At 28.5% G+C, this 23,807-nt stretch carries 22 protein-coding genes; 10 read left to right on the top strand and 12 right to left on the bottom strand.

Features of this window, described 5'->3' with window-relative positions; all coding sequences use genetic code 11:
* Positions 1–23: 23 nt before the first annotated feature.
* From miaB to CAN42_RS06965, 5 genes are read left to right on the top strand one after another with little or no spacing between them, the layout of a single operon-like run.
* Positions 24–1,424, top strand: coding sequence for a tRNA (N6-isopentenyl adenosine(37)-C2)-methylthiotransferase MiaB (gene miaB / locus CAN42_RS06985; RefSeq protein WP_085876093.1), 1,401 nt, complete (start codon positions 24–26; stop codon positions 1,422–1,424).
* The gene (mutS, locus tag CAN42_RS06980) at positions 1,405–4,026 is read left to right on the top strand and encodes a DNA mismatch repair protein MutS (RefSeq protein WP_425330845.1); all 2,622 of its coding nucleotides are present in this window, start codon (positions 1,405–1,407) and stop codon (positions 4,024–4,026) included. The genes miaB and mutS overlap by 20 nt, the downstream gene beginning before the upstream one ends.
* The gene (mutL, locus tag CAN42_RS06975) at positions 4,023–5,897 is read left to right on the top strand and encodes a DNA mismatch repair endonuclease MutL (RefSeq protein ID WP_085876091.1); all 1,875 of its coding nucleotides are present in this window, start codon (positions 4,023–4,025) and stop codon (positions 5,895–5,897) included. Before mutS ends, mutL begins: the two co-directional genes overlap by 4 nt.
* Entirely contained in the window at positions 5,898–6,806 is a 909-nt protein-coding gene (gene miaA / locus CAN42_RS06970) for a tRNA (adenosine(37)-N6)-dimethylallyltransferase MiaA (RefSeq protein ID WP_085876090.1), read from the top strand.
* Between the two features lie 16 nt (positions 6,807–6,822).
* Entirely contained in the window at positions 6,823–8,109 is a 1,287-nt protein-coding gene (locus CAN42_RS06965; RefSeq protein ID WP_085876089.1) for a methionine gamma-lyase family protein, read from the top strand.
* Between the two features lie 101 nt (positions 8,110–8,210).
* On the opposite strand, the gene lexA is transcribed toward CAN42_RS06965, so the two are convergent.
* Positions 8,211–8,831 carry a transcriptional repressor LexA gene (gene lexA / locus CAN42_RS06960; RefSeq protein ID WP_062571212.1) on the bottom strand — a complete coding sequence of 207 codons (621 nt, stop codon included), beginning with the start codon at positions 8,829–8,831 and terminating at the stop codon, positions 8,211–8,213.
* A 196-nt stretch (positions 8,832–9,027) separates the two neighbouring features.
* Here lexA and CAN42_RS06955 point away from each other — a divergent pair, with 196 nt between their 5' ends.
* The 4 genes from CAN42_RS06955 to CAN42_RS06940 all read left to right on the top strand — a co-directional run bounded on the left by CAN42_RS06955 (position 9,028) and on the right by CAN42_RS06940 (position 12,702).
* A complete protein-coding gene (locus CAN42_RS06955) occupies positions 9,028–9,321 on the top strand; it encodes a LysM peptidoglycan-binding domain-containing protein (RefSeq protein ID WP_085876088.1) in 294 nt (97 codons plus the stop codon).
* Between the two features lie 127 nt (positions 9,322–9,448).
* Positions 9,449–10,987: a ribonuclease Y gene (gene rny / locus CAN42_RS06950; RefSeq protein ID WP_085876087.1), complete on the top strand. Its 1,539-nt coding sequence runs from the start codon at positions 9,449–9,451 to the stop codon at positions 10,985–10,987.
* A gap of 49 nt (positions 10,988–11,036) precedes the next feature.
* Positions 11,037–12,026 carry a tyrosine recombinase XerC gene (locus tag CAN42_RS06945; RefSeq protein ID WP_085876086.1) on the top strand — a complete coding sequence of 330 codons (990 nt, stop codon included), beginning with the start codon at positions 11,037–11,039 and terminating at the stop codon, positions 12,024–12,026.
* A 10-nt stretch (positions 12,027–12,036) separates the two neighbouring features.
* Positions 12,037–12,702 (top strand): copper amine oxidase N-terminal domain-containing protein, encoded by a 666-nt coding sequence (locus CAN42_RS06940; RefSeq protein WP_085876085.1) that lies wholly within the window; start codon positions 12,037–12,039, stop codon positions 12,700–12,702.
* A 27-nt stretch (positions 12,703–12,729) separates the two neighbouring features.
* Here CAN42_RS06940 and CAN42_RS06935 read toward each other — a convergent pair whose 3' ends face one another.
* From CAN42_RS06935 to CAN42_RS09015, 6 genes are all read right to left on the bottom strand, one after another.
* Positions 12,730–13,815, bottom strand: coding sequence for an IS30 family transposase (locus tag CAN42_RS06935; RefSeq protein ID WP_085876084.1), 1,086 nt, complete (start codon positions 13,813–13,815; stop codon positions 12,730–12,732).
* 311 nt (positions 13,816–14,126) lie between these two features.
* On the bottom strand, positions 14,127–14,459 hold the full coding sequence (locus CAN42_RS06930; RefSeq protein WP_085876083.1) for a hypothetical protein: 333 nt from the start codon (positions 14,457–14,459) through the stop codon (positions 14,127–14,129).
* Positions 14,460–14,870: 411 nt separating this feature from the next.
* Positions 14,871–15,662, bottom strand: coding sequence for a CPBP family intramembrane glutamic endopeptidase (locus CAN42_RS06920; protein ID WP_085876081.1), 792 nt, complete (start codon positions 15,660–15,662; stop codon positions 14,871–14,873).
* Positions 15,663–15,762: 100 nt separating this feature from the next.
* Complete coding sequence (locus CAN42_RS06915; protein WP_085876080.1) at positions 15,763–16,269, bottom strand: hypothetical protein; 507 nt, start codon at positions 16,267–16,269, stop codon at positions 15,763–15,765.
* A gap of 343 nt (positions 16,270–16,612) precedes the next feature.
* Entirely contained in the window at positions 16,613–16,909 is a 297-nt protein-coding gene (locus CAN42_RS06910; protein WP_085876079.1) for a lantibiotic dehydratase, read from the bottom strand.
* A gap of 144 nt (positions 16,910–17,053) precedes the next feature.
* Complete coding sequence (locus tag CAN42_RS09015; protein WP_167627563.1) at positions 17,054–17,203, bottom strand: hypothetical protein; 150 nt, start codon at positions 17,201–17,203, stop codon at positions 17,054–17,056.
* Positions 17,204–18,329: 1,126 nt separating this feature from the next.
* On the opposite strand from CAN42_RS09015, the gene CAN42_RS06905 reads away from it, so the two are divergent.
* Positions 18,330–20,051 carry an Rqc2 family fibronectin-binding protein gene (locus CAN42_RS06905; protein ID WP_085876078.1) on the top strand — a complete coding sequence of 574 codons (1,722 nt, stop codon included), beginning with the start codon at positions 18,330–18,332 and terminating at the stop codon, positions 20,049–20,051.
* An 18-nt stretch (positions 20,052–20,069) separates the two neighbouring features.
* Here the strand turns inward: CAN42_RS06905 and CAN42_RS06900 are convergent, their stop codons facing one another.
* The 5 genes from CAN42_RS06900 to CAN42_RS06880 form a co-directional block, all read right to left on the bottom strand.
* Positions 20,070–20,387, bottom strand: coding sequence for a YerC/YecD family TrpR-related protein (locus CAN42_RS06900; RefSeq protein ID WP_062571224.1), 318 nt, complete (start codon positions 20,385–20,387; stop codon positions 20,070–20,072).
* Between the two features lie 101 nt (positions 20,388–20,488).
* Positions 20,489–21,139 carry a P-loop NTPase family protein gene (locus CAN42_RS06895; RefSeq protein ID WP_085876077.1) on the bottom strand — a complete coding sequence of 217 codons (651 nt, stop codon included), beginning with the start codon at positions 21,137–21,139 and terminating at the stop codon, positions 20,489–20,491.
* Between the two features lie 4 nt (positions 21,140–21,143).
* Positions 21,144–21,377, bottom strand: coding sequence for a hypothetical protein (locus tag CAN42_RS06890; RefSeq protein ID WP_005956548.1), 234 nt, complete (start codon positions 21,375–21,377; stop codon positions 21,144–21,146).
* A complete protein-coding gene (locus CAN42_RS06885; RefSeq protein WP_085876076.1) occupies positions 21,378–22,829 on the bottom strand; it encodes an AAA family ATPase in 1,452 nt (483 codons plus the stop codon).
* Complete coding sequence (locus CAN42_RS06880; RefSeq protein WP_062571227.1) at positions 22,826–23,806, bottom strand: metallophosphoesterase family protein; 981 nt, start codon at positions 23,804–23,806, stop codon at positions 22,826–22,828. The genes CAN42_RS06885 and CAN42_RS06880 overlap by 4 nt, the downstream gene beginning before the upstream one ends.
* Between the last annotated feature and the right edge of the window lies 1 nt (position 23,807).

Genomic DNA, 23,807 nt, shown 5'->3' with positions numbered 1-23,807 from the left:
AAGATATGAAATGAGGATGTAGTATGGATAATAAAGAATTAATTAATGATATAAATAACAACGTAAATGAATATATAAGAAATATAAAAGAGGGTTATGATGATAAGAAGGCACTTGTTATAACTCATGGATGTCAAATGAATGAGCACGATTCAGAGAAAATAACTTGGCTTCTTGAGAAAATGGGCTATAGCTTTGTCAATGAAATTGATGATGCAGATTTTGTTATTTTAAACACTTGCTCAGTAAGACATTCAGCAGAAGATAAAGTTTATGGTCAACTGGGCAACTTAAAAAATTTAAAGTCAAAAAAGAAAAATATTAAAATTGCAGTTTGTGGATGTATGATGCAAAGGGATGAATCTAGGAATTATGTTATAGAAAAATTTCCAAATGTAGATATAATTTTTGGAACGAATAATATTTGGAAATTGCCGGAACTCTTAACTGCTTCATACAATGGGACGAAGCTTGCTATGGATATTGAAGAAAATGCCCTTAGTATTGACGATAAGCTTGGAGCCAATAGACTTTATAATTTTAAGTCCTACGTTAATATTATGTATGGTTGTAACAATTTCTGCTCCTATTGTATAGTTCCTTACACAAGAGGGCGAGAAACGAGCAGGAGACCAGGTGAAATCATAAGAGAAATAGAAGATTTAGCAAGAAATGGAACAAAAGAAGTAACGCTACTAGGACAGAATGTAAATTCCTATGGGAAAACACTTGATGAGAAATTCTCCTTTGCTAATCTCTTAGAAGAAATTAATGACATAAAAGGCATTGAGAGACTTAGGTTTATGACCTCACACCCTAAGGATATTTCAGATGAGCTTATTTATTCTTTTAAAAATCTAGATAAGCTTTGTAATTTTTTACATCTACCTGTTCAAGCAGGTTCATCAAGAGTTCTTAAAATGATGAACAGAAAGTACACTAAGGAAGATTATCTTAGAAAAATTGATAAGGTAAAGAATGTAAATCCAAACATTGCACTTTCAACTGATATTATGGTTGGTTTTCCTGGAGAAAGCGAAGAGGACTTCTTGGATACTTTAGATTTAGTAAAAAGAGTTGAGTACGATACTGCTTTTACCTTTATTTATTCTGTTAGAGAAAATACTCCGGCTGCTAATAGGACTGACCAAGTTCCAGACAAGGTAAAACATGATAGGTTTGAAAGATTGCTTGATGTTCTTTATCCAATTCAAGAAAGAAAAAATAAGGCATTCATTGGTAAAGAAGTTAATGTACTTGTTGAAGATATTTCTAAGAAAAATGAAAGTAAGGTAAGTGGAAGAACTGATGAATTTAAATTAGTTAACTTCAAAGGCGATAAAAATGATGTAGGAAATATTGTAAAAGTTAGGATAAAAGACGCAAATAGTTTTTCTCTAGTAGGTGAAAAGATTGAATCGTGAAAAATTAACTCCAATGATGCAGCAATATCTTGCTGTTAAGGATGAGAATCCAGACTCCATTTTATTTTTTAGACTTGGAGATTTTTATGAAATGTTCTTTGATGATGCCTTATTAGCGTCAAGAGAACTTGAAATAACTCTTACTAGAAGAGATGCTGGATTAGAAGATAAAGCTCCTATGTGTGGTGTCCCATACCACGTAGCATCTTCTTATATTTCAAAGTTAATAGATAAGGGTTATAAGGTTGCAATTTGTGATCAGGTTGAAGATCCGAAGCTTGCAAAGGGTATAGTAAAAAGAGAAGTTACACAGATTATTACTCCTGGAACCTTTACTGACACAGAATATTTAAAGAGTGATTTAAATAATTATCTCCTATCCATTTATATTCAAGGTTACTCTTTAAACTTAACTTATTCAGACTATTCCACAGGTGAAATTTACTTTACTAATAGGACTTTCTTATCTAAGACAGAACTATTTAGATTTCTTCAAAACCAAATAGATAGGATTAGCCCAAATGAGATTCTAATTAATGAAGATGCCTTAGCTACTTTTAAAAAGGAAACTAAAAAGAGCAATGTATTTTTAAACCCATATATTGCTGAGAATCTTAAAGAAAGTAATATATTCAAGAATTTTGGGAACTATTTTAGTGATAATTTTAAAAACAACTTAAAAGACTTCCTATCTGATAATAAGATAGCTGATTTCACATCACTAAAAAAGATTTTGCAATATTTAGTTGTAACTCAAAAAATCAATTTAAAGCATATAAATAATATTTCTTATTACAATAATTATGATTTTTTACTTTTGGATGAAAGCTCAAAAAGAACACTTGAGCTAGTTAAAGGATTAAACACTTTTACAAAAAAAGGCTCTCTATTAGATGTCTTAGATAAGTGTAGTACATCTATGGGGTCAAGGAAATTAAAAAAATGGGTGGAAAGTCCCTTAGTTGATTTAAATAAAATAGAGGAAAGACAAAATATTATTGAATCTTTTACAAGAAATTTATTATTGCAGGACAAGATAGAAAAAATTTTAAGAGAAGTCTATGATATTGAAAGACTTGTAGTAAAGATATCAAATGGAAGCATAAATCCCCGTGAGTTATACTCTCTTAAGTCTACAATAGAAAATTCAAATATAATAAAAAGAATTTTAGAAGAACAAGGCAATAAGTATTTAAATTCACTTTCAGAAGAATTTATTAACTTATCTGATGTTTACGATGAAATTGATAAAGTTTTAATAGAAAATCCACCAGTAGTAATCGAAGAAAATAGGATTATTAAAGAGGGATATTCTTCTGAATTAGATGAACTCTTTAAAATTTCAACAGAAGGAAAAAACTGGTTACTTGACTTCGAAGAAAAGGAAAGAAATAGGACTGGAATAAAGAAATTAAAGGTTAAACACAACAAAATATTAGGTTATTTTATTGAAGTAACAAAGTCCTTCTTGGACCAAGTGCCAGAGGATTATATCAGAAAGCAAACCTTAGTGGGTTCTGAAAGATTCTTTTCTATGGAATTAAAAGATATGGAAGGAAAGTTGCTTGGGTCAAAAGAAAGAGCCTTGTCTATGCAGGCTGAAATCTATAATAATTTAAAAGATTTTATTGGCAAAGAAATTTATAGAATACAAATTCTTGCAGATAAACTTTCAAAGCTTGATTCTCTTTTATCTCTTGCTAAAGTTTCAAGCTTAAACAACTATGTGAGACCTAAATTTAACAAGGAAGGATATATAGAAATAAAAGCAGGAAGACATCCAATAGTTGAGTCTTATATGAAGGATGATTTCTTTGTGCCAAATGATACCTTTATAGATACTAAGGACAATATGATACATATTATAACTGGTCCTAATATGGCGGGTAAGTCAACCTATATGAGACAGGTTGCACTTATTACAATTATGGCACATATTGGTTGCTTTGTGCCTTGTGATTCTTGTAATCTTTCCCTTGTAGACAGGATTTTTACAAGAATAGGAGCTAGTGATAATTTGGCTATGGGTCAATCAACTTTTATGGTTGAGATGCAAGAGGTTGCCGATATAATACAAAATGCATCTTCTAACTCTCTTTTAATACTAGATGAAGTGGGAAGAGGAACAAGTACCTTTGACGGCCTTGCAATAGCAAATGCAATAATAGAGTACATCGCAGAAAATATTAAGGCAAAAACACTTTTTGCAACACATTACCATGAATTAGTCCATCTTGAAGATAAATATGATTCCGTTGAAAACCTAACTATAGCTGTAGATAGACAAGAAGATGACATTATATTTTTAAGGAAAATTATTAAGGGATTTACAAATAATTCTTATGGAATTGATGTAGCAAAACTTGCAGGCATTGATGATAGGATAATTAATAGGGCAAAAGATGTTCTAGCTCTTATTGAGAAAGAAAACGAAGGACTCAATATTGATCTTAATAAGGAAATTATAAGAGAAGAGAAATCCAGCCCAGAAGTCGAAAACTTTATCAATAAATTAAGAGATATAAACATACTTGAAGTAAGTCCCATGGAGGCCTTTAATTTATTAGATGAAATAGTTAAAAAATCTAAGGAGTTAAAATGATAAGACTTTTAGATGAACAAACAATATCAAAAATTGCAGCAGGAGAAATAATTGAAAACTCTGCGTCTATTGTAAAAGAATTAGTTGAGAATTCAATTGATGCTGGAGCAGATGACATTTTAGTTGAGCTAAGAGGAGAAAGTACTAATTATATAAAAGTTTCTGACAATGGTTTAGGATTTTCTGAAGAAGACCTTGAATTAGCCTTTTTACGCCACTCTACATCAAAACTTCAAGTAATTGAAGACCTTGAAAAAATTAGAACTCTTGGATTTCGTGGTGAAGCCCTTGCAAGTATTTCAAATATTTCTAAAATAAAACTAATGACAAAAAGGGAAAATGACTTAGCAGGGAATTCCCTTGTCATAGAAAATGGAAAAATTATCAAAAAAATTAAAGTTGGAATGCCAAAGGGTACAACTTTTATTATTAATGATGTTTTTTACAATACTCCTGTTAGGAAGAAGTTTCTTAGAAAAGATTCTACAGAGATAAGTAATATAATTGATATTGTGCAAAAAATTGCCCTATCAAATAATAATATTAAATTTACCTTAATAAGGGATGGAAAGACTATTCTCAATACAGGAAATGACAAAGATCCTATTAATAGAATATTTTCCATCCTAGGCTCAGAAATAGCATCTTCTCTAAATGAAGGAAGATTTGAATCTGAAAATTATACAATTAGAGGATTTTTCTCTGATAATAAGTTATTTAGGTCTAATAGAGACAGTCAATATATTTTTGTAAACGGAAGGTTTATAAGAGATATAAATATTTCAAGAGCGGTAGAAAAAAATTATAATTCCTTGATACCCTTAAACAGGTACCCTGTGTTTATCTTATACATTGATATAGATCCTAAATTAATTGACGTAAATATTCATCCAAAGAAAAACGAAATTAAAATTTCAAATGAAAATATCTTAACAGCACTTCTATCTGAAGTAGTTGAGGAAGTTATTTTTCCTAACAGGTCTATAAGGGAAATAGAATTTGAAGATAAGAAAGAAAATATAAATGTTTTCGATATTTTTGATGAATATGATCTTGAAGAATCTCTAGATTCTATTGAAACAACAAAGCCAGGAGATAATAATGGACTCAAAAGTCTATGGGATTTAGAGAGGGAAAATGAAGAATTAGAAATTCGAGAAGAAAAAGCCTTTAATGAAGAAGCTTTGTTATATAAAGAAGAGAAAAGTGATTTAAAATCCTCTAATGAACAAGAGCAACATCTAGAAAAAAACTTTTTATTTAATAATGAAGCTAGTCGAATTGATGAAGGACTTTTAAACACAAGAATAAGTGGAGTTCTATTTAAGACTTATATTTTGTTGGAAAATCAAAAAGATGGCAAAGTTTTTGTCGTTGATCAGCACGCAGCTCATGAGAGAGTAAACTATGAAAAATTTCTAAATATGTATCTCAACAGTGAAATATCTTCACAAATTTTAATTAAACCGGAGATTATTGAATTAAATCAAATTGAGTACGACAAAATTCTAACATATCTTGATTTATTTACTAAGCTGGGATTTAAAATTGAAGATTTTGGAGATGGGTCTGTTGTCCTAAGAGAAGTTCCAATGATTTTTGGACTTCCAACTTATGTAAATTTTATTAGGGATATAATAGACTCTCTTGATAAAGAGATTTCATCGAATTATGAAGCAGATCTTTATAAAATTATGAGAAAAGCATGTAAGGCTTCAGTTAAGGCGGGAGATGACTTGTCTGATATTGAAATAGAAGCTTTGATAAGAGACTTGAAAAATTGTGAAAATCCCTACACTTGTCCCCATGGAAGACCAACGATAGTAGAAGTTTCAAAACACACAATTTCAAAATTATTTTTGAGGGAATAAATGGAAAATTTATTAATACTTACTGGACCAACTGGAATAGGTAAAACTGAAATTTCATTAGAACTTGCTAAAAAATATAAGGGAGAAATAATTTCCAGTGACTCTATGCAAATTTATAAGAAATTAGATATTGGTACAGCTAAGGTTGATCTTGAAAATACAGAAATCCCTCACCATATGGTGGATATAATTGATCCTGATAAAAACTTTTCCGTTGCAGATTTTAAATACATGGCTGAAGAAATTATTAGTGAAATAAATAATAGGGGAGGACTGCCACTTGTAGTTGGTGGTACAGGCCTATATATAAATTCTCTTGTCTATAATCTTGATTTCACTGAAACAGAAGCAGACTACGCTTATAGAGAAGAGTTAAATAAAATCTTACAAGAAAGAGGCAGTGAATTTCTTTACACTAAACTTTATGAACTCAATAAGGATATGGCAGAAAAAATTCATCCAAACAATGGTCAAAGAATTATTAGAGCCTTAGAAATTTTAAAAGACGGAAATGAAAAAGGAAATAATTTTCGACAAGAGAATGGTGACTACAATTTAATCTTTATTGGCTTAAATATGGATAGAGAAAGGCTTTATGAAAGAATAAATAAGAGGGTTGACAAGATGATAGAGCTTGGTCTTGTCGAAGAAGTAAAGGGCCTTTTAGATGCTGGTTTAGATAAAGGCTCACAATCCCTTAAGGCAATTGGATATAAGGAAGTTATATCATATCTTGATGGTGAAATTGAATATGATGAAATGATTGAACTTATAAAAAAGAATTCAAGGCACTATGCTAAGAGACAATTAACCTGGTTTAGAAGAGATAATCGCATACAATGGTTTGATAGGGAGTCAGATAATTTATTAAAAAAAATTGAGACTTACATCGATAGTAAATTAGACTGAGGTTTTAGGAGAAAAAATGACAATATACGATAATTTATTTAAAGAAAAATATAATATAGACCCGAAAATAATTGAATTTGTAAATAGAATAGAAGACTCTCTTCAAGAGAGGTTTAAAGAATTTAGTGACATAGCCCAATATAACCAAGTTAAAATTTTAAAAGCTATGCAAGAAGAGGGACTTAAGGCAACAGACTTCAATTGGACAACAGGATATGGTTATGGAGATATAGGAAGGGATAAGGTTGAATCCATCTATGCAAGAATTTTTAATGTAGAGGACAGTCTTGTTAGGTCTAACATTGTATCAGGTACCCATGCTATTACACTTGCAATTAAAGCTATTTTAAAGCCAGGAGACCATTTCTTATCCATTACATCAACTCCCTATGATACCTTACAAAAGGTTATAGGTTTAAGGGGAGACAGTCCTGATTCTTTAATAAAATCTGGGTATGAATACTCTGAGATCCCCCTAGTGGACAATATGATAGATATAGGTGGCATAAAAGATTATATACAAGACAATACTAGCCTTGTTATAATGCAAAGATCCACAGGTTACTCTAATAGGAGGGCATTTACTGTTTCTGAACTTAAAGAAGCTGTAGATGAAGTCAAGAGAATAAATAAGGATATAAAAATTTTTGTAGACAATTGCTATGGAGAATTTACAGAATTAATTGAGCCTAGTGAAATCGGGATTGATATAATGGCGGGGTCCTTAATAAAAAATCCAGGAGGAGGACTATGTTATACAGGTGGATATGTTGCTGGTAAAAAAGAGCTTGTTGAAAGGGCAGCCAATTTTTTAACTGCACCAGGAATAGGCAAGGACTGTGGACTAACATTTGGTATGACTAGACAAATATTACAAGGACTTTTTATGTCACCCAAAATTGTTGAAGATGCAATAAGAGGTGCGACATTATTTTCAAGATCTTTTGAAGAATTAGGGTTTAGAACAATACCAACAAGCACTGATCCAAGAAGTGATATTGTTACAGCAATAGAACTTAAAAAACCTGAAATTCTTGAAATATTTTGTAAGTACATTCAATTTTCATCTCCAGTTGACTCAGAATTCACACCAGTCCCTTGGGATATGCCAGGATATGACGACAAAGTAATAATGGCTGCAGGAGACTTTATAGAAGGCTCATCTATTGAATTATCAGCAGATGGACCTATGAGAGAACCTTATTATGTATATTTTCAAGGAGGTCTCTCTTACTATCATATAAAATTTGCTCTAATTAATTTATTAAATGCATTATATAAAGAAAGTCTAATCTTAATTTAATTTGATTGTTAATAAGAAAATATAAGCAAAGGCATATTATAAAATGCTAATTTTTAAACTTAAATAACCCTACTGTTGTATAGCAGTAGGGTTATTTTGAATTAGTTAAATCGTCTATAAAGTCCAATGATTTTACCAAGTATATCAATTTTGTCAAAGTAGAGGGGTTCCATTGTATCATTTTCAGGTTGTAGCCTAAATCTATTTTCTTCTTTGTAATATGTTTTAATTGTTGCTTCGTCCTCAATTAAAGCTAAAACTTTTTCTCCATTATTTGCGCAATGTGTTTTTTCAATAATTACATAGTCACCATCAAAAATTCCTACATTGATCATACTTTCGCCAGAAACTTTTAAAATAAAAAGTTCTTTATCTGAAACGAAGTCAACTGGTAAAGGCATAGTGTCTTCAATGTTTTGAACGGCTAATATTGGGGCACCAGCAGTAACCTTTCCAAGCACAGGGACATCAACTGTTTTCTTCTTGAGCATTAAGATGTCATCATCTTGGGGAACAATTTCAATGGCCCTGGTTTTTGATGCATCCTTTCTTATATAGTTTGTAGTTTCAAGTTTTTCAAGTGCGTAATAAACAGTTGATGTTGATTTAATGTTACAGCCTGCACAAATTTCACGAACAGTAGGTGGGTAGGACTTAGATTCGATAAATCTTTTAATAAAAAATAAAATTTCCAGTTCTCTTTGGTTTAAGTCTTCGTACATGGGATTACCTCCTATTTTTATTAAATTAATAATATCATATTTGAACAAGTATTTCAAACTCTAGTTTAAAAAACTTGTTCTTTTTAGTTGACAAAAAAGAACATAAGATGTAACATATGTTTAGAACTTTTATTTGATACGGTTGTTTGATACATTAGTTTAAACTAAGGTTGGAAGATATTTTTGAGGTGATGAGATGAAACGAACTATTATTATAAAGAAACAAAAAGTTTTAATTTTTTTATTGTTAATTTTTATTTTTAATTCTGGATTAATTTTAAAAAACGAATCAGATTTGAATATTAAAGAAGAAATTAAGTATGACGTTTACACAGTAAAAAGTGGAGATACGATTTGGTCAATATCTGAAAATTATAATTATAAAAATAAAATGAAGTTTGTAATGGATATCGAAAAGGCAAATAGTATTTCATCTTACGATATTAAACCGGGATATAAATTAGCTATTCCTATTTATAAAAGCAAATAGAATTAGCTTATATACACGCTTTTCTGTTTGACTTATGCTTTTAAAAGATATACAATTATTTTAAGGCTTGTGCCTTAATAATGATTTTAAAATTTGAAACATGAAAACTAAATAGGAGGTGTGTAAAATGGGTTTTAGTAGTACTTTAATATCTATTGTTATCGGTATTATTGGCTTAGCTATTGGCTATGCTGTTAGAAAATATATTTCTGAAGGTAAACTTAAAAATGCTGAAGAATTATCTAAAAAGATAATATACGATGCTGAAAATCAAGCACAAACACAAAAGAAAGTTTTGCTTGTTGAAGCTAAAGAAGAGATTCAAAAGTTAAGATCTGAGCAAGAAAATGAAGCTAAGATCAGAAGGGCTGAAATTAAAGAATTAGAGGACAGGGTTATATCTAAAGAAAAGCTTTTAGATAAAAAATCTTCTCAAGTTGAAAAGAAAGATGAAAAACTTAGCAAAAAATTAGAAGGCTTAAGAGAAAAAGAAGAGCAAGCCGATGAACTTGTTAAACAAAGAGAGGAAGAACTTCAAAAAGTTGCTGGCCTCACTAAAGAAGAAGGTAAAGAAATTCTTTTAAATGAACTTAAAAAAGAAATAACTAATGAATCAGCACTTATTATTAAAGAAAATGAAAACAGGATTAAAGAAGAATCTGGTAAATATGCTAGAAATGTCATTGCTCAGGCTATTCAAAGGTGTGCAGCCGACCAAGTTGCAGAATCTACTGTTGCTGTTGTAAATCTTCCAAACGATGAAATGAAGGGAAGAATAATAGGGCGTGAAGGTAGAAATATTAGAGCTATAGAGTCAATAACAGGAGTAGATTTAATTATTGATGATACTCCAGAAGCAGTTGTTCTATCTTGCTTCGACCCAATTAGAAGAGAGATAGCCAGAGTGGCTCTAGAAAAGCTTGTTAATGATGGTAGAATTCACCCTACAAAAATCGAAGAAACTGTTGAAAAGGCTAAAAACGAAGTAGAAACGATAATTAAGGAATCAGGCGAACAAGCAGCTTACGATGCTGGAGTTCACGGTCTACATCCAGAAATTATTAAATATTTAGGTAGACTAAAATACAGAACTAGTTATGGACAAAATAACCTTAAACACTCAGTAGAAGTTGCAGAGATTGCAGGCATCTTAGCTGGGGAAATTGGAGCTGATGTTAAACTAGCAAAGAGAGGCGGACTTCTTCACGACATAGGAAAGTCAGTCGATAGAAATCTCGATGCTCCTCATGTTGATATTGGTGTTGAAATTGCAAGAAAATATCATGAATCCGAGCTTGTTATTAATGCAATTCAAGCCCATCATGGAGACGTTGAGCCTATATGTGTGGAATCTGTCTTAGTTCAAGCAGCAGATGCTATTTCTGCAGCTAGACCAGGAGCTAGACGTGAAACAGTTGAATCTTATATCCAAAGGCTTGAAAAACTTGAAGAAATTGCAAATGAATTTGATGGAATTGAAAAGTCTTATGCAGTTCAAGCTGGACGTGAAATACGTATAATTGTAAAACCTGAAAAAATTTCCGAAGCAGAAATAACTATTACTGCCAGAGAAATTGTTAAAAGAATTGAGTCTGAACTAGATTTCCCTGGACAAATTAAAGTTAATGTCATAAGAGAAACTAGAGCAGTTGAATACGCAAAATAATTAAGAACCTGACATATGTCAGGTTTTTATTTTTATAGGAGGTGATGACTTGATTAATTCGAATTTAATTGATGATTTTTTAGATTATATGAAATCAACAAAGGGTGCATCTTATAACACTGTTAAAGAATATTATTATGACCTAAGGATGTTTGCAAGATTTATTAAAGGGAGGAAGGGTCTTGTAGATTCAAATATTAATTTTGACGATATTACAATTGAAGATTTAAGTCCTGAGCTTCTTGAAAGTGTTAGTAAACAAGATATTTATGCCTATAACGCATTTTTAGAAAGAGAAAGGAAAATTTCAAATAGATCCAAATTTAGAAAGATCTCCTCAATTAGAAGTTTTTATAACTATCTTCACGCAAAGATTGATATAATTAAGGTAAATCCAGTAATAGATATTGATATGCCAAAGGTCGAAAAGACTCTTCCAGTTTATTTGACTTTAGATCAGAGCCTAAATTTACTAAAAACTATAGAGGAATCCAAGATTAAACCCCTTTATAAAAAGAGAGATTATGCAATCGTAACTTTGTTTTTAAATTGTGGCATGAGACTTTCTGAACTTGCTGGTATAGACATATCCCATTTGCAGGAAGATAAAACACTAAAAGTTATTGGAAAGGGTAATAAGGAAAGAATCATCTATTTAAATGAAGCATCACTTTATGCTATTGAAGAGTATCTAAAGCTTAGGCCACAAATAAAGGATGATGCCTTGTTTTTATCAATGAGACAACAAAGAATGAGCAATAGGTCTATACAACATATGATAGAAAAACACATGAAAAATTCAGGACTAGATACCAATATTTACTCAGTCCATAAGTTAAGACATACTGCTGCAACTCTCTTGTATGAATATGGCAATGCTGATATAAGGGCACTTCAGGAAATCCTAGGACATGAGTCAGTTAACACTACTGAGATCTATACTCATGTTAACAAAAAGGCTTTAAGAAAAATGGTGGACTCTAATCCACTTTCAAAACTTAATAATTTTACAAATAACAAAGATGAAAGTAATGAATAAAGGAGATTTTATGAGAAATATAAAAAAATTAGTAGGTATTGGAATAATGTCTGTTATGCTAAGCACATCTGTTTTTGCTGCAGGCAAATTACCAAAAGAAGCATCTGATAAAGATATTAATATTTATATCAACGATAATATACAAAATATTCCAGAAGATATGGGAAAGGCTTATCTTGACAAGACTAACAATAGGGTAATGGTACCAGTTAGATATATTACAGAAAATCTTGGTGCCAATATAAACTTCTATCAAAGAAAAGATACTAATACTAGTGGTATTCTTATTGGGGCAATAGATATACTAGTTGAGCTAGATATTAATTCTACAAAGGCTAAGGTAAATAACGGGGAAAGCGAAAAAATATTAAATCTTGATTCTCCTGCAATACTTTATGATGGTAGGACTTATGTTCCTATTAGATTTATTTCTGAAACTTTAGGGCTTAATGTAGATTGGAAGAATGATTCAGTTTATATTACAGGAAACTTTAAAACTAAGGGTAAGAGATATAACTATGAAGAAGATAAGAAAGCTTCAGAGAAAAAAGAAAATGATTTAAAGGATTTAAAAAAGGAAGAACAAAAAGATTTAAAAGATATAAGAAATAATTCTACAAAACAAGAAAATAAAAACTCTCTAAATTGCAACAATAAGTTAGCCACTTTTGAATGATAAAGTAAACTAAGTGATAAGACTTCCCTAGCTAGCTAGGGAAGATTTTTCTATTAACTTTAATTCCTTCATAAATGCTTCTTCGGCAGTCATATATCCTAAAATCTTTCTTGGATAATTATTCATCCAATTCATTATTCTTTCTATTTGTCTTTCTGTGTATTTACCTATTTCTTCGCCCTTTTTTATGAATCTCCTTATTAACTTGTGTTGATTCTCACTTGTTCCTCTTTCATAGGAACTATAGGGGTGACAGTAATAAATTTTTACATATTCACATATTTTTGTTAGGCTTGAGAATTCAAGTCCATTGTCTGATGTTATTGTTTTAAATACTTGCTCTTTTAATGGACTTTTATCTTTTAGAAAACTAAGCCCTTCTTCTACTGCTTTACTTGTTTTGGAATCTATCTTTATTATCAACTCGTATCTTGTTTTTCTTTCTGTTAATGTTATTATTACTGGATCTGTCTTTTTCTTACTTCCTATGACTGTATCTATTTCCCAATCCCCAAATTCTTCTCTTGTTTCTATTTCTTTTGGTCTAGTCTCTATTGATTCTCCTAACATCATCTTGTTTTTTCTATTCTTTTTGTTGTTCTTGTTAGGTTTTCTTTTTAGTTTAAGCTCTAGGTCTATATTTTTTGTTTTCATTAAACCTTTATCTATCCAGTTATACATACTTTTTACTGAAGGGATTTCATCTTCGTTAAAAAACTTTTTTCTCTTTGCATAACCTACACAGGCATCAACAGACCAATTTTCTTCAAGAATCTTCTTATCTGCCCAATTTAAAAATTTTTCACAAGTTAAAAACTTAGGTTTTCTACCACAGTTTTTTCTATTTTCAAGATATATTCTATGATTAAGATCAGCAAAGTATTTTATATCTTCATAAACATAAACTTTTGAATTTTGTAGTACTTTCCTCATTTGAATAACGCTAGCTTTTTTAACTGCGTTGTTTATTGTTTGATGACATCTACCCAATTTTTTAGCAATCTGTCTATTGCTATATCCTTCGCCTTTATACGCCTCTATTAAAATCATTTCTTTTTCTGAAAGATGGCTTCCTTTAATGTTTCTCTTTGTGTTATTATTTAGATAAGTCATGTAAATCTCCTTTGTGAATTTGGTTTTTTGGTCATTACTAATATATCACAAATTTTACATGACTTTTTTAGTTTTATTTGGCTAACTTCATTTTACAATCTTCCAAAATAAAAACTCATTATTTGGTTTTTAATTTGAAAAACAGTTTTTATTATATTTTAGTTTGGTAAAAATATCGTATTTTTGTTTATCTTATTATAAGTAGGGAAGTAAATTATTCATAAATAAGTACAAAAAAATCAAAGAAAAGAAGAAGAATTTAGTCACAAAATAATAATTTTGTGACTATTTTTAAATGTGTAATCTTAAATTTATAATTTAGTTAATTGTTTATAAATTTTTCCTTTTTTAATTAGCTCTTTATGTTTTCCAAATTCAACTATTTCTCCATTTTGTAATACTATAATTTTATCTACAATATTTAAAAATCTATGAGCAATGATTATGCCAATTTTATTTTCTAAAATATTTTCGTATAGATTAGAAATTTCTTTTTCTGTAATAGAATCCATCGAAGCATTTGGCTCATCTAAAATGTACAATAATATTGGAATAATCATAATAACTATTACAAGCCAAACTCTAAAACCTATTAATATAAAAATATAAGAAGAAAGAGTAATCAATTGAGTTATTATAGACATAAAATCTCTATAATAAGATAAAAGATTATCTCCTCCTTGATTCTGTGCCCTATTCATTATGTCATAAGTTTTTGAATTCTCATAATCAGACAAAGATAGTCTAGATGCCTTTAAATATATTTTTTCAGAAAAATATAAATTAAATTTCATTGTATATTTAGTATTATAATATCCCAGAATGCTTGAATATATCGAGTTAAATAAGTCTATAGAAATATAAAATATAATATAAAAAATTATAATATTTAAGTTTTTTCTAATTGGACTCCATTTATAATCTCCTGCATAACAATAAGAGAAATGGAGGAAATAATACCATTTATTATAGTAACTAGTATAGATATGAAAATATATTTACTATCAATTTTTCTAATATTATGAATAATCCAATTTGAATGTTTAAATATATTTTTATCGTACTTTTTCATTCTTAGTTCCTATTATTTTTGTCAATATGTACATTATAAAAAAAATTGTAAACATAATTAAAAAAGATAAAAACATCCAATTTTCGCCCAATTTTTCTTGTGGATCAAATAATTTTATTATTGGCAAAATTATAATTGAGTCCACATTAATTATATAGTGAAGAAAAATTGAATAGACTAATCTTTTTGTTTTTAAAAAGGTTACAGCTAAAAAATATCCAATTATTGTAGCACTTATTATTGAAAGAATATCTACAGAATGAATAAATCCAAAAGAAAATGCACTAATTAATGCGATAACTTTCTCACTGTATTTTTCTTGTAATACTTTCACTAAAGTAAATCTAAAATAAAATTCTTCAAGAATAACATTTAAAAGAACAATAATTAAAATTTTCATGGTATATTTGTCAAAGTTATTAATATTTATAGTATCATTTGAGTAAATCATACTATCAAAAAAATTCATATTGCATTTTATAATTACAAGGAAAATTATAAAAAAAATAAAAAAGATTATACTTCCGTATTTAAACATATTATTAATATTGCTAAGTAAGTGATCATTGTTTTTATTCTTTAAAAAACTAATATTTTTGATTTTAAAAAGTAATAAAAGCAACAATATAAAAGACAAAGCTTTTACAAAATTAAAAAACAGTAAATAATTAGTATCTTCAATAGTAAAATTTGGAAATATTAATTGATATATTAAATTAAAAAAATAAAAAATAACACTGGAAATTCCACTCACAAAAATAGTTTTAATTATCATTACAAATCCCTCTTTTCTATAATAAATGCTAACATCAATAAATAATTAAGAAATAACTTGTTTATACTTTATTTTACATACTTTGTTATTATATCGTTTATCATCTTAATGGTTCGATATTTCCAGTTGCATTGTTATTTGCTTTTAAATTATCACACATACCCATATCAGTTGGAGATATAGTTGGGCATAAGGTTGAATCTGGAGGTTGAGGACGTCCTTCTGAACAATTTGGATTTTTTAGAGAAGGACATTTCCACTGAGATAATATACAAGGTATACATGTAATTGCTATACTAGGAATGCCTGAATTATTTGTTTCGTTTTTTACTATATTTAAATCTAGAACAAAGTCTTCTTTTACAAAAGAATCGCTAAATCGCTGAAACATTGAGCCTTCTTTTGGAGCTCCTCCATTGGGACCAACTATTAAATCGTAGGCTCCTTTTGATTTAGTTATGTATAAATTTAAGTCAAATCCTTTTGTAAGATTTAGATTACTATTATCAATATTTTTAAAATCATTTTTTGTAAGATATACTTCTTCACCATTAAATATAGCCTTTTCAATTTTATCTGTAATTATTTTACTAATCTCTATTTCCATATCACTTGGATTATAAGAATCATTTAAATAGATAAACCCATTAAATTTATTTTCGTCAAATATCTCAATTATCTCAATTTAATCAACTTCTATATTACTTCCGTATTTTTCTATAAACTTATTTTTAAAGTTGCTTAAAAATCCATAATTATTAATTTCAGGGTTAATTTATGATATTTTCTAAGATCTTTATTAAATAAGTTAATATATCAGTGCAATAAGCTGGAAGTCTTAAATTAGTAAACAAATATTCATTTTCCATTAAATTTTTAATTATATTTTGAAGAAGTAAATCATCAACATCTTCATATTCATTTTTTATGATATAAAATAAATCATTATATTAAATAAATTTTTTGGAGTTGCTTTTTACTAACTTTCCAAGAATTGTAAATCTAATACTATTTTCTTTAATCTCCTCAGAACTATTTGTTAAATTTCCTCTATTTGAAAAATAAGGATTTTTCAGTCTATCTCCGCTAACATAGCAAATATCATTAAAATTTAAATATAATTTTTTAAATATTGTTGAGTCATCCTCTAATTTTTTTATTAAACCATTAGCCCAATCTGTATCTACTTTAATATCTATTATTTCATATTCTTTTTCAATTTTTGTATTTTTACCAGATTTCTTCAATCGATACGTTTGCAAAACTCCAATAGGGGGTTGGTCTAGAACTTGCTCTTATAAAATACTTTAATAAACCTTGACATAGATTTCTATATTTTTTTCCTTTTTCAGGCTTATTTATATATGAATAATAAAGTGATTTAGAAGATATTAAAAGAGCATTTTAAGAAAATTATCTAAAAATTCATTTTCTGAAATAAATTCATAAATATCTTTATTTGAATTTCTATATTCTTCTAAATAACAAAAAGGAATAGTTGGTGTTCTAATCATAAAAGAATCCCAAATATCATAATCCATAACAACATCCCCTTCTAATGATAACGATACCACTTCTTTTCATATTTTTCAAATTTGTATACTCTTTTTTAACTTTTAAAATAATTAATTTTAAAAATTTTTAATATATGTGTCCTTTTCCTTGAATAAAGTTAGTTATCTATGGAAGATATATTAGAATTTCTTCCTAAAGAATATTATGATTTTACCAAAGTTTATAATATAAAATCATCAGTATCTAAAGGTTTTGATGAAAATATTGCCATCAGAAAATTTTAAAGAATGGGATTAACTTTTACTTAAAAAATTTAAAATTATGACTTTTTTTTAACCTGTAACCTGTGATCAATAAAATATTGTAACAAATATTTTGTTTAAAATGCAAGAGGGAGAAAAAATTCAAGGATTAATTCAAGGTGATGTTGGCTGTGGGAAGACTATAAGCAGCCTTTCTATTAATGTTTATAATGGCAGACAATAGATAGGATTGGCGTAAGATAAAGATAGAGCTTGTCTAATACGTATAAGAATATTCATAGTATATCAATGTCGGCTACTCCTATACCTAAATCCTTAGACCTAATAAGTCATTGTAAGAATATCGAAATTTATTATATATTAGAGTTGCCTAAAGGAAGACAGATAGCAAAAACAGAAGTAACAACAGACACAGAGGAAGCTTACGCTCATATAATTTGAGAAGTTAAGAAAGGTCATCAGAACTATATAATTTCTCCTTTAATTGATTAAGAGAAAATATAAGCTAAAAAAGTAATAGATACTAGATTTGGCTTTGAAAACAATTTTATCTTTTATATGATTTATTTTTTATATTATTATTTATGTCTTTTACTATTCATTGAATTTACAAGCCAGATTCAACTCAGGAATTCAACTATTTTTTACAAATATCAATAAAATTTAAGTATGTTTCTTATTGATAATATATTCTATAAATTAGTCTTTTCTATATAATATATGCTTTCTACTTTCATTTAACTTCTTATCTCATATCATATATATCATTAATGTTAGTTCTAAATTTTAAATTTTAACTCACGATGTGTACACACGTTCTAAGCTATCGTTTCAATATTTTGTAAAATTGATTTTATAATATATGTTATAATAATTTTCAGGTGATAAAATGTCATTAGATGGAACAGTAGTAAAACATTTAGTTTATGAAATAAATAATCGTGTCAATGGTGGCAGAATAGATAAAATTTACCAAAATGAAAGCAATGATCTTTTAATAAATATAAGAGCTAATGGTAAAAGAGAAAGACTCTTTATATCTATTTCTGGAAGTCCTAGGATGTATTTTAGTGAAGAGATTTTCGATAGTCCTCAGAATCCACCTGCTTTTTGTATGCTTCTTAGAAAACACCTTGAGAATAATCAAATTTTAAGTGTAAAGCAATATAAGATGGATAGGATTGTAGAAATACACGTTAAATCTCGAGATGAACTTGGCTTATATAGTGAAAAGTCTCTTATAATAGAACTTATGGGCAAGCACTCCAATGTCATATTAATTGATAATGAAAGCAAAAAAATTATTGATTCTCTTAAGAGAGTAAACTTTAATTTATCAAGTGTTAGAGAAATTCTCCCAGGACTTGTTTATAATGAGGAGGATATTTCTCAGGGTTATAATCCTTGTGAAACTAAAACTATTATAAAACTAATAAAAGATTGTGAAGAAAATTTAAATTTAAAATCTTTCTTTTTAAAGACTTTTACAGGAATTAGTCCCCAAATGTGTGAAGAGATTGAATACAGGACTAACATTGATTTTAAAAAGAATATTCTTTCACTTAATGATGAAGAGATTGATAATTTAAATAAGGTTTTCGTCGATATTTTTGAAAATGTTAAAGAAAATAAATTTTTACCAATAAAAATTTATAGAGAAGAAATTTTTAAGGATTTTTATTCTATAGATTTAAAATCCTTGAGTGAAAAAGATAAGGTAATAACAGATAGCATCTCTTCCCTACTTGAAGAGTTTTATAATTCAAAATTTCTGCGTGATTCTCTTGGATCTAAGAGTAAAGAGCTTAGAAAGGCTGTTAAGAAGCATATTGATAAAATTAATAGGAAAATATCAAACCAATCAAATGAACTCAATCTAGCCCTAAATAGAGAGAAATATAAAGTTTATGCAGACCTTATTTCTTCAAATTTTCACAGAATAAAAAAAGGTTCTAATAATGTTATAGTCGAGAATTTTTATAATGAAATGGAAGAAATAGAAATTCCACTTGATTCGAAATTAGATGGGCCTGGAAATGCTTCTAAGTATTACAAAAAGTACTCTAAACTAAAAAACGCAGCTGTATATTTGGAAGAACAAATAAATATAGGAAAATCAGAAGTTGATTACTTAGAGTCAATTTTATTAAATATAGATTTTGCTGAGACTCCTGATGATGTTGATGACTTGTATGAAGAGTTAGAAAAAGAAGGTTACTTAAAAAAGAGAAATAAAAACAATAAAAAGAAAAGGAAAGATTCACAAGAAAATTATATTAAAATAAAAACTGAAGACGGATTTGATATTTATATTGGTAGAAACAATAGGCAAAATGACTATCTAACCTTAAAAAAAGCTAAAAAAAATGACCTATGGTTTCACGTAAAGGACGCACCAGGGTCTCATGTAATATTAAAAAATGATAATAGGGATTTTTCAAATGGTGCAATGATGACTGCGGCTAAACTAGCAGCAAAGTATAGCTCTTTGTCAAAATCGCAAAACATTCCTGTTGATTATACCTTTAAGATGAATGTAAAAAGACATCCAGCAAAAAAGCCTGGTTTAGTATCCTATACAAATTATAAAACTATAAATGTAAGCATATAAAAAAGAATAAGGAATTCCTTATTCTTTTTCTTCGTCTTCATCTATAAAGTTCAATCTTTGTAAAACTAATTTATATCCATCGGAACCGTAGTTTAAAGATCTATTTATTCTAGAGATTGTAGCTGTTGAAGCTCCAGTTTCACTTTCGATTTCATGATAAGTTTTGTTTTTAACTAGTAGCTTAACAACTTGTAGTCTTTGTGCAATTGCTTGCAATTCCTTAACTGTACAAATGTCTTCAAAAAATCTATAACATTCTTCTAAATTTTCAAGTAAAAGAATAGCTTCGAATAAACCATCGATATCTTTATTCTTTAATTTTGAGTCGTAAATCATTATACATCCTCCTGACTTAAAGTTAATATTAATATAATACATAAACGCTCTATATGCTCATTAATATACTAACAATTTTGTTCACTAAAGTCAAGAAAATATTACTCTTCATATAGGCTTACTTCACTAATTCCCTTCTTATTTCTGACCTGAAAAGCCCTATCAGAAATTTGTGATAAATGTGGATTGTGGGTTACCATTATTATTTGTCTGTTGAAAATATTTGATGATTGCTTTAAAAACTCCCCAAGATTAAAAATATAATCATTACTCACATGCTTTCCAGGTTCATCCAATATCAAAGGACCAGATAATATTGGTTGGTTTTGTTGCAAGAAAGCAATCCTAAGGGCAAGAGAAATTATATCAACAACTCCCCCACCTCTTGCTATCTCAGGCTTTGTCTTTATGCTGTAGCCTTCAGTATAGTTAGATTGAACAAAAAAGTCTGCAATAGGAACTGATCTTGCTTCTGATAATTCTATTAGAAACTCTATGTCTGTTTCAAAAATAAATTGAAGACATTTAGTTACAGTATCTTCAATCTGTCTCTTCGATTGTTCCCTAGCGAATTCAGAAGTCTTTTGAAAAAGTAGTGAGACTTGAGTGAGAACTTCGCTATATTTTTCTTTTTCTTCAAGTTTTTTCTCTACTTTTTCCAACTGGTCATTTAAAATTTCAATTTTACCTTCATCGCTTAAAATCTTATTATTTAATTTATTTAAGTTTTGATCTAATTCTTTAAGGTCCAAGTAATCACAACCTTGGCATTAAGTCATTGGCTTCAGCAAAAAGCCTATCAATTTCACTTTTTAAATTTGATATTTCATTTTCAAGATCTTCTGGTTTAATACCTAGCTTTTCAATTTCATTTAAGATATCCTTCTTTTGGGCATTAAGTTGCTCAAGCCTTGCTTCAGATTTGTACTTCATATTTTTTAATCTATCTAATTGTTCTTTTAAATTTTTTAAATTTTCTTCGTAATTCATTTAATCATTCCTCAAATGGTATTTTATATGCTCAATGGACTCCTTATTTATTTCGCTATAACAGAAGGGACAAACCCCAATTTCTAAAATGGTTTTCTCGTATGTTTCTGTATAATTTTTTAAATTATTATTAACTTCAGTAAGTTTATTAGTCTCTCGCATATATTCATTTTGTAGTTCATCTAATTTTCTTTGAATATCTGATAAAATAAATAAATTTTTTATATATTTCTCCAATTGTTTGGAAATATTTTCAATATTATCATTATTAGAAAAGTTCTTTATATAATCATTACCATAATTTAATTTGTCATTAATCACTAGAAGACTTTCTCTTCCTGAAAAAATTTTATTATATAGACTTATCTTTTCATCTAAAGTCTTATTAATTTCTGCAATCTTATCACTATTTTTTAAAGAATCTAAATCTTTTTTTGTATTGAGAATTTGATTGGAGGTATTTTTATATTTATGGAAGAGTTCGGAAAAAGAATTTAACTTATTTTTTTTGATTTCGATGTCTTTAGTTTTGTAATTCAGAGATTCAATATTATTTAATTTTTCTAAACTATTAGAAATGATAGTAACTTCAGATTCAGTCTGATTTAGTCTATCAAAAAAAGATTGGTAAGTGCTTCTTTTAATTAGATTAGTTTCAATTTTAGGAATAACAGAATCTATCGCACTTAAATTCTTAAAATTTTCCAATAAAATGCCAATATTATCTATTTCCAAATTATATTGCTCATAAGTATCTTTTAGATTAGATACTAAATTTAATCTTTGGTTTAAATCACTTATTTTATCTCTAATATGAGAAAGTTTTTGAAATTTATCTTTATAGTCTTTGATATAGTCAAATTCTTTTAATTGTTCTTTAAAATCATCTCTACTTGCTCTAAGATTATCAATTTCTTGATTAATTCTTTTATTATCTCTTACAACGGTCCTAAGAGCATCGTCTACATAATTAACTCCAATAAGTCTGCCAATAGCAGAGGCCCTCATAGAGGCTTGATCATTAAGTAAAAAAGGTCCATCTAGTTGTTCTGCAATATTTAGAATAACTTTGTTATTAGAATTATCTAATGAAACTTTATACATATGGATAGCATCAGTTATTTCTTTTGGGACATCTAACCCAAAACCTTCGAAACGCATTTCTTGACCTTCAGCATCCATAAGATAATAGGAATTTTTAGATGGAGTTCTTGATCTCTCAACCACAACCCCATTGGAGAAGGTAACTTTAACTGATACATCCTTCTCCCCTTGTCTAATAAAATAATCACCTTTTGGTTCATTGAAAAGAGCCCACTTTATAGCCCTTAGAATTGCAGTTTTACCAGCATCAGAATTACCGAGGATAACATTAAGACCTCGGTCAAATTCTATTTCTGTATGATTGTGAGATTGGAAATTTCTAAGTTCAACATTTTTTATATATATCATGAGTAGTTAACCTCATTAATTTGAGCTTCTTCTACTCTCTTTAGAGCTTCACTTTTAACTTCCTCACTAATATTTTCACTTTTAGAAATTCTTAGGAGCAAATCAAAAATATCGAGGCTCTTATAGTTTGCAGAAGCTTCTATACTCTCTTTAAATTCTGCCATCTTAATTCCCTTAAATTGATGTCTTTCCATTTCGGACCTATCAAGAACTTCTTCACCAGGTTTAGCAGACTTAAGATATCTCTCTTCTATCTTAATTTCTTCTCCTAAGTTGATGATATCAACTTTAGGCCTTCTTTTCATCTCAATTTTCGAATTTGAAATTCTTATCAAGGCACCAGGATTTACGAAAAACTTATTATCGATTTCTACAGTTTTAAATCCAAAATGATAATGTCCCCCTAGAGTGATGTCTGCTTTTGTATCTTTAATATCTTCTATTAAAGTATGGCTGACTTCTTTCATAAAGGGCTTGTCGATTAAAAATCCATGAGTCATATGTATTGCATATTTACAGGATTCATCAACTTCAGTAACTTTATAGTTATCTCTATTGGAAAGCTCATCCATGGAATAAATATAAGGAGATCCTGTTAACTGAACTCTTAAATTATCTTTTTCTAAAATAATTTTTTTATAGTTCACAAGATGCATAATTCCAAGATTACATAAAAGACCAAGCATAGTTCTATCTAAGGTATCTGGATTGTGACCAAATATATCATGATTTCCGCTTATTATATATATAGGCACACCAAAAGATTGAAAAATTTGTGCAAATTCGGAGACTATACTAACAGACACATCGGGCCTGTCAAATAAGTCTCCTCCATGCAAAACATAATCAACTTTCTCTTCCTTAATAATATTTGAAATTTCTTTTAATTTTTCTTTTAAAGTTTCACAATAATCATCTAATCTATTCTTCGGATTAGTACCTCTTATGTGAGTATCTGTTAAATAAAGTAATTTCAAT

The organism is Peptoniphilus vaginalis (assembly GCF_900176605.1).
GTDB classification, from domain to species: Bacteria; Bacillota; Clostridia; order Tissierellales; family Peptoniphilaceae; genus Peptoniphilus_A; species Peptoniphilus_A vaginalis.
Note: the sequence above shows the minus strand (reverse complement) of the source record. Positions and strands in the feature narration are given on the sequence as shown.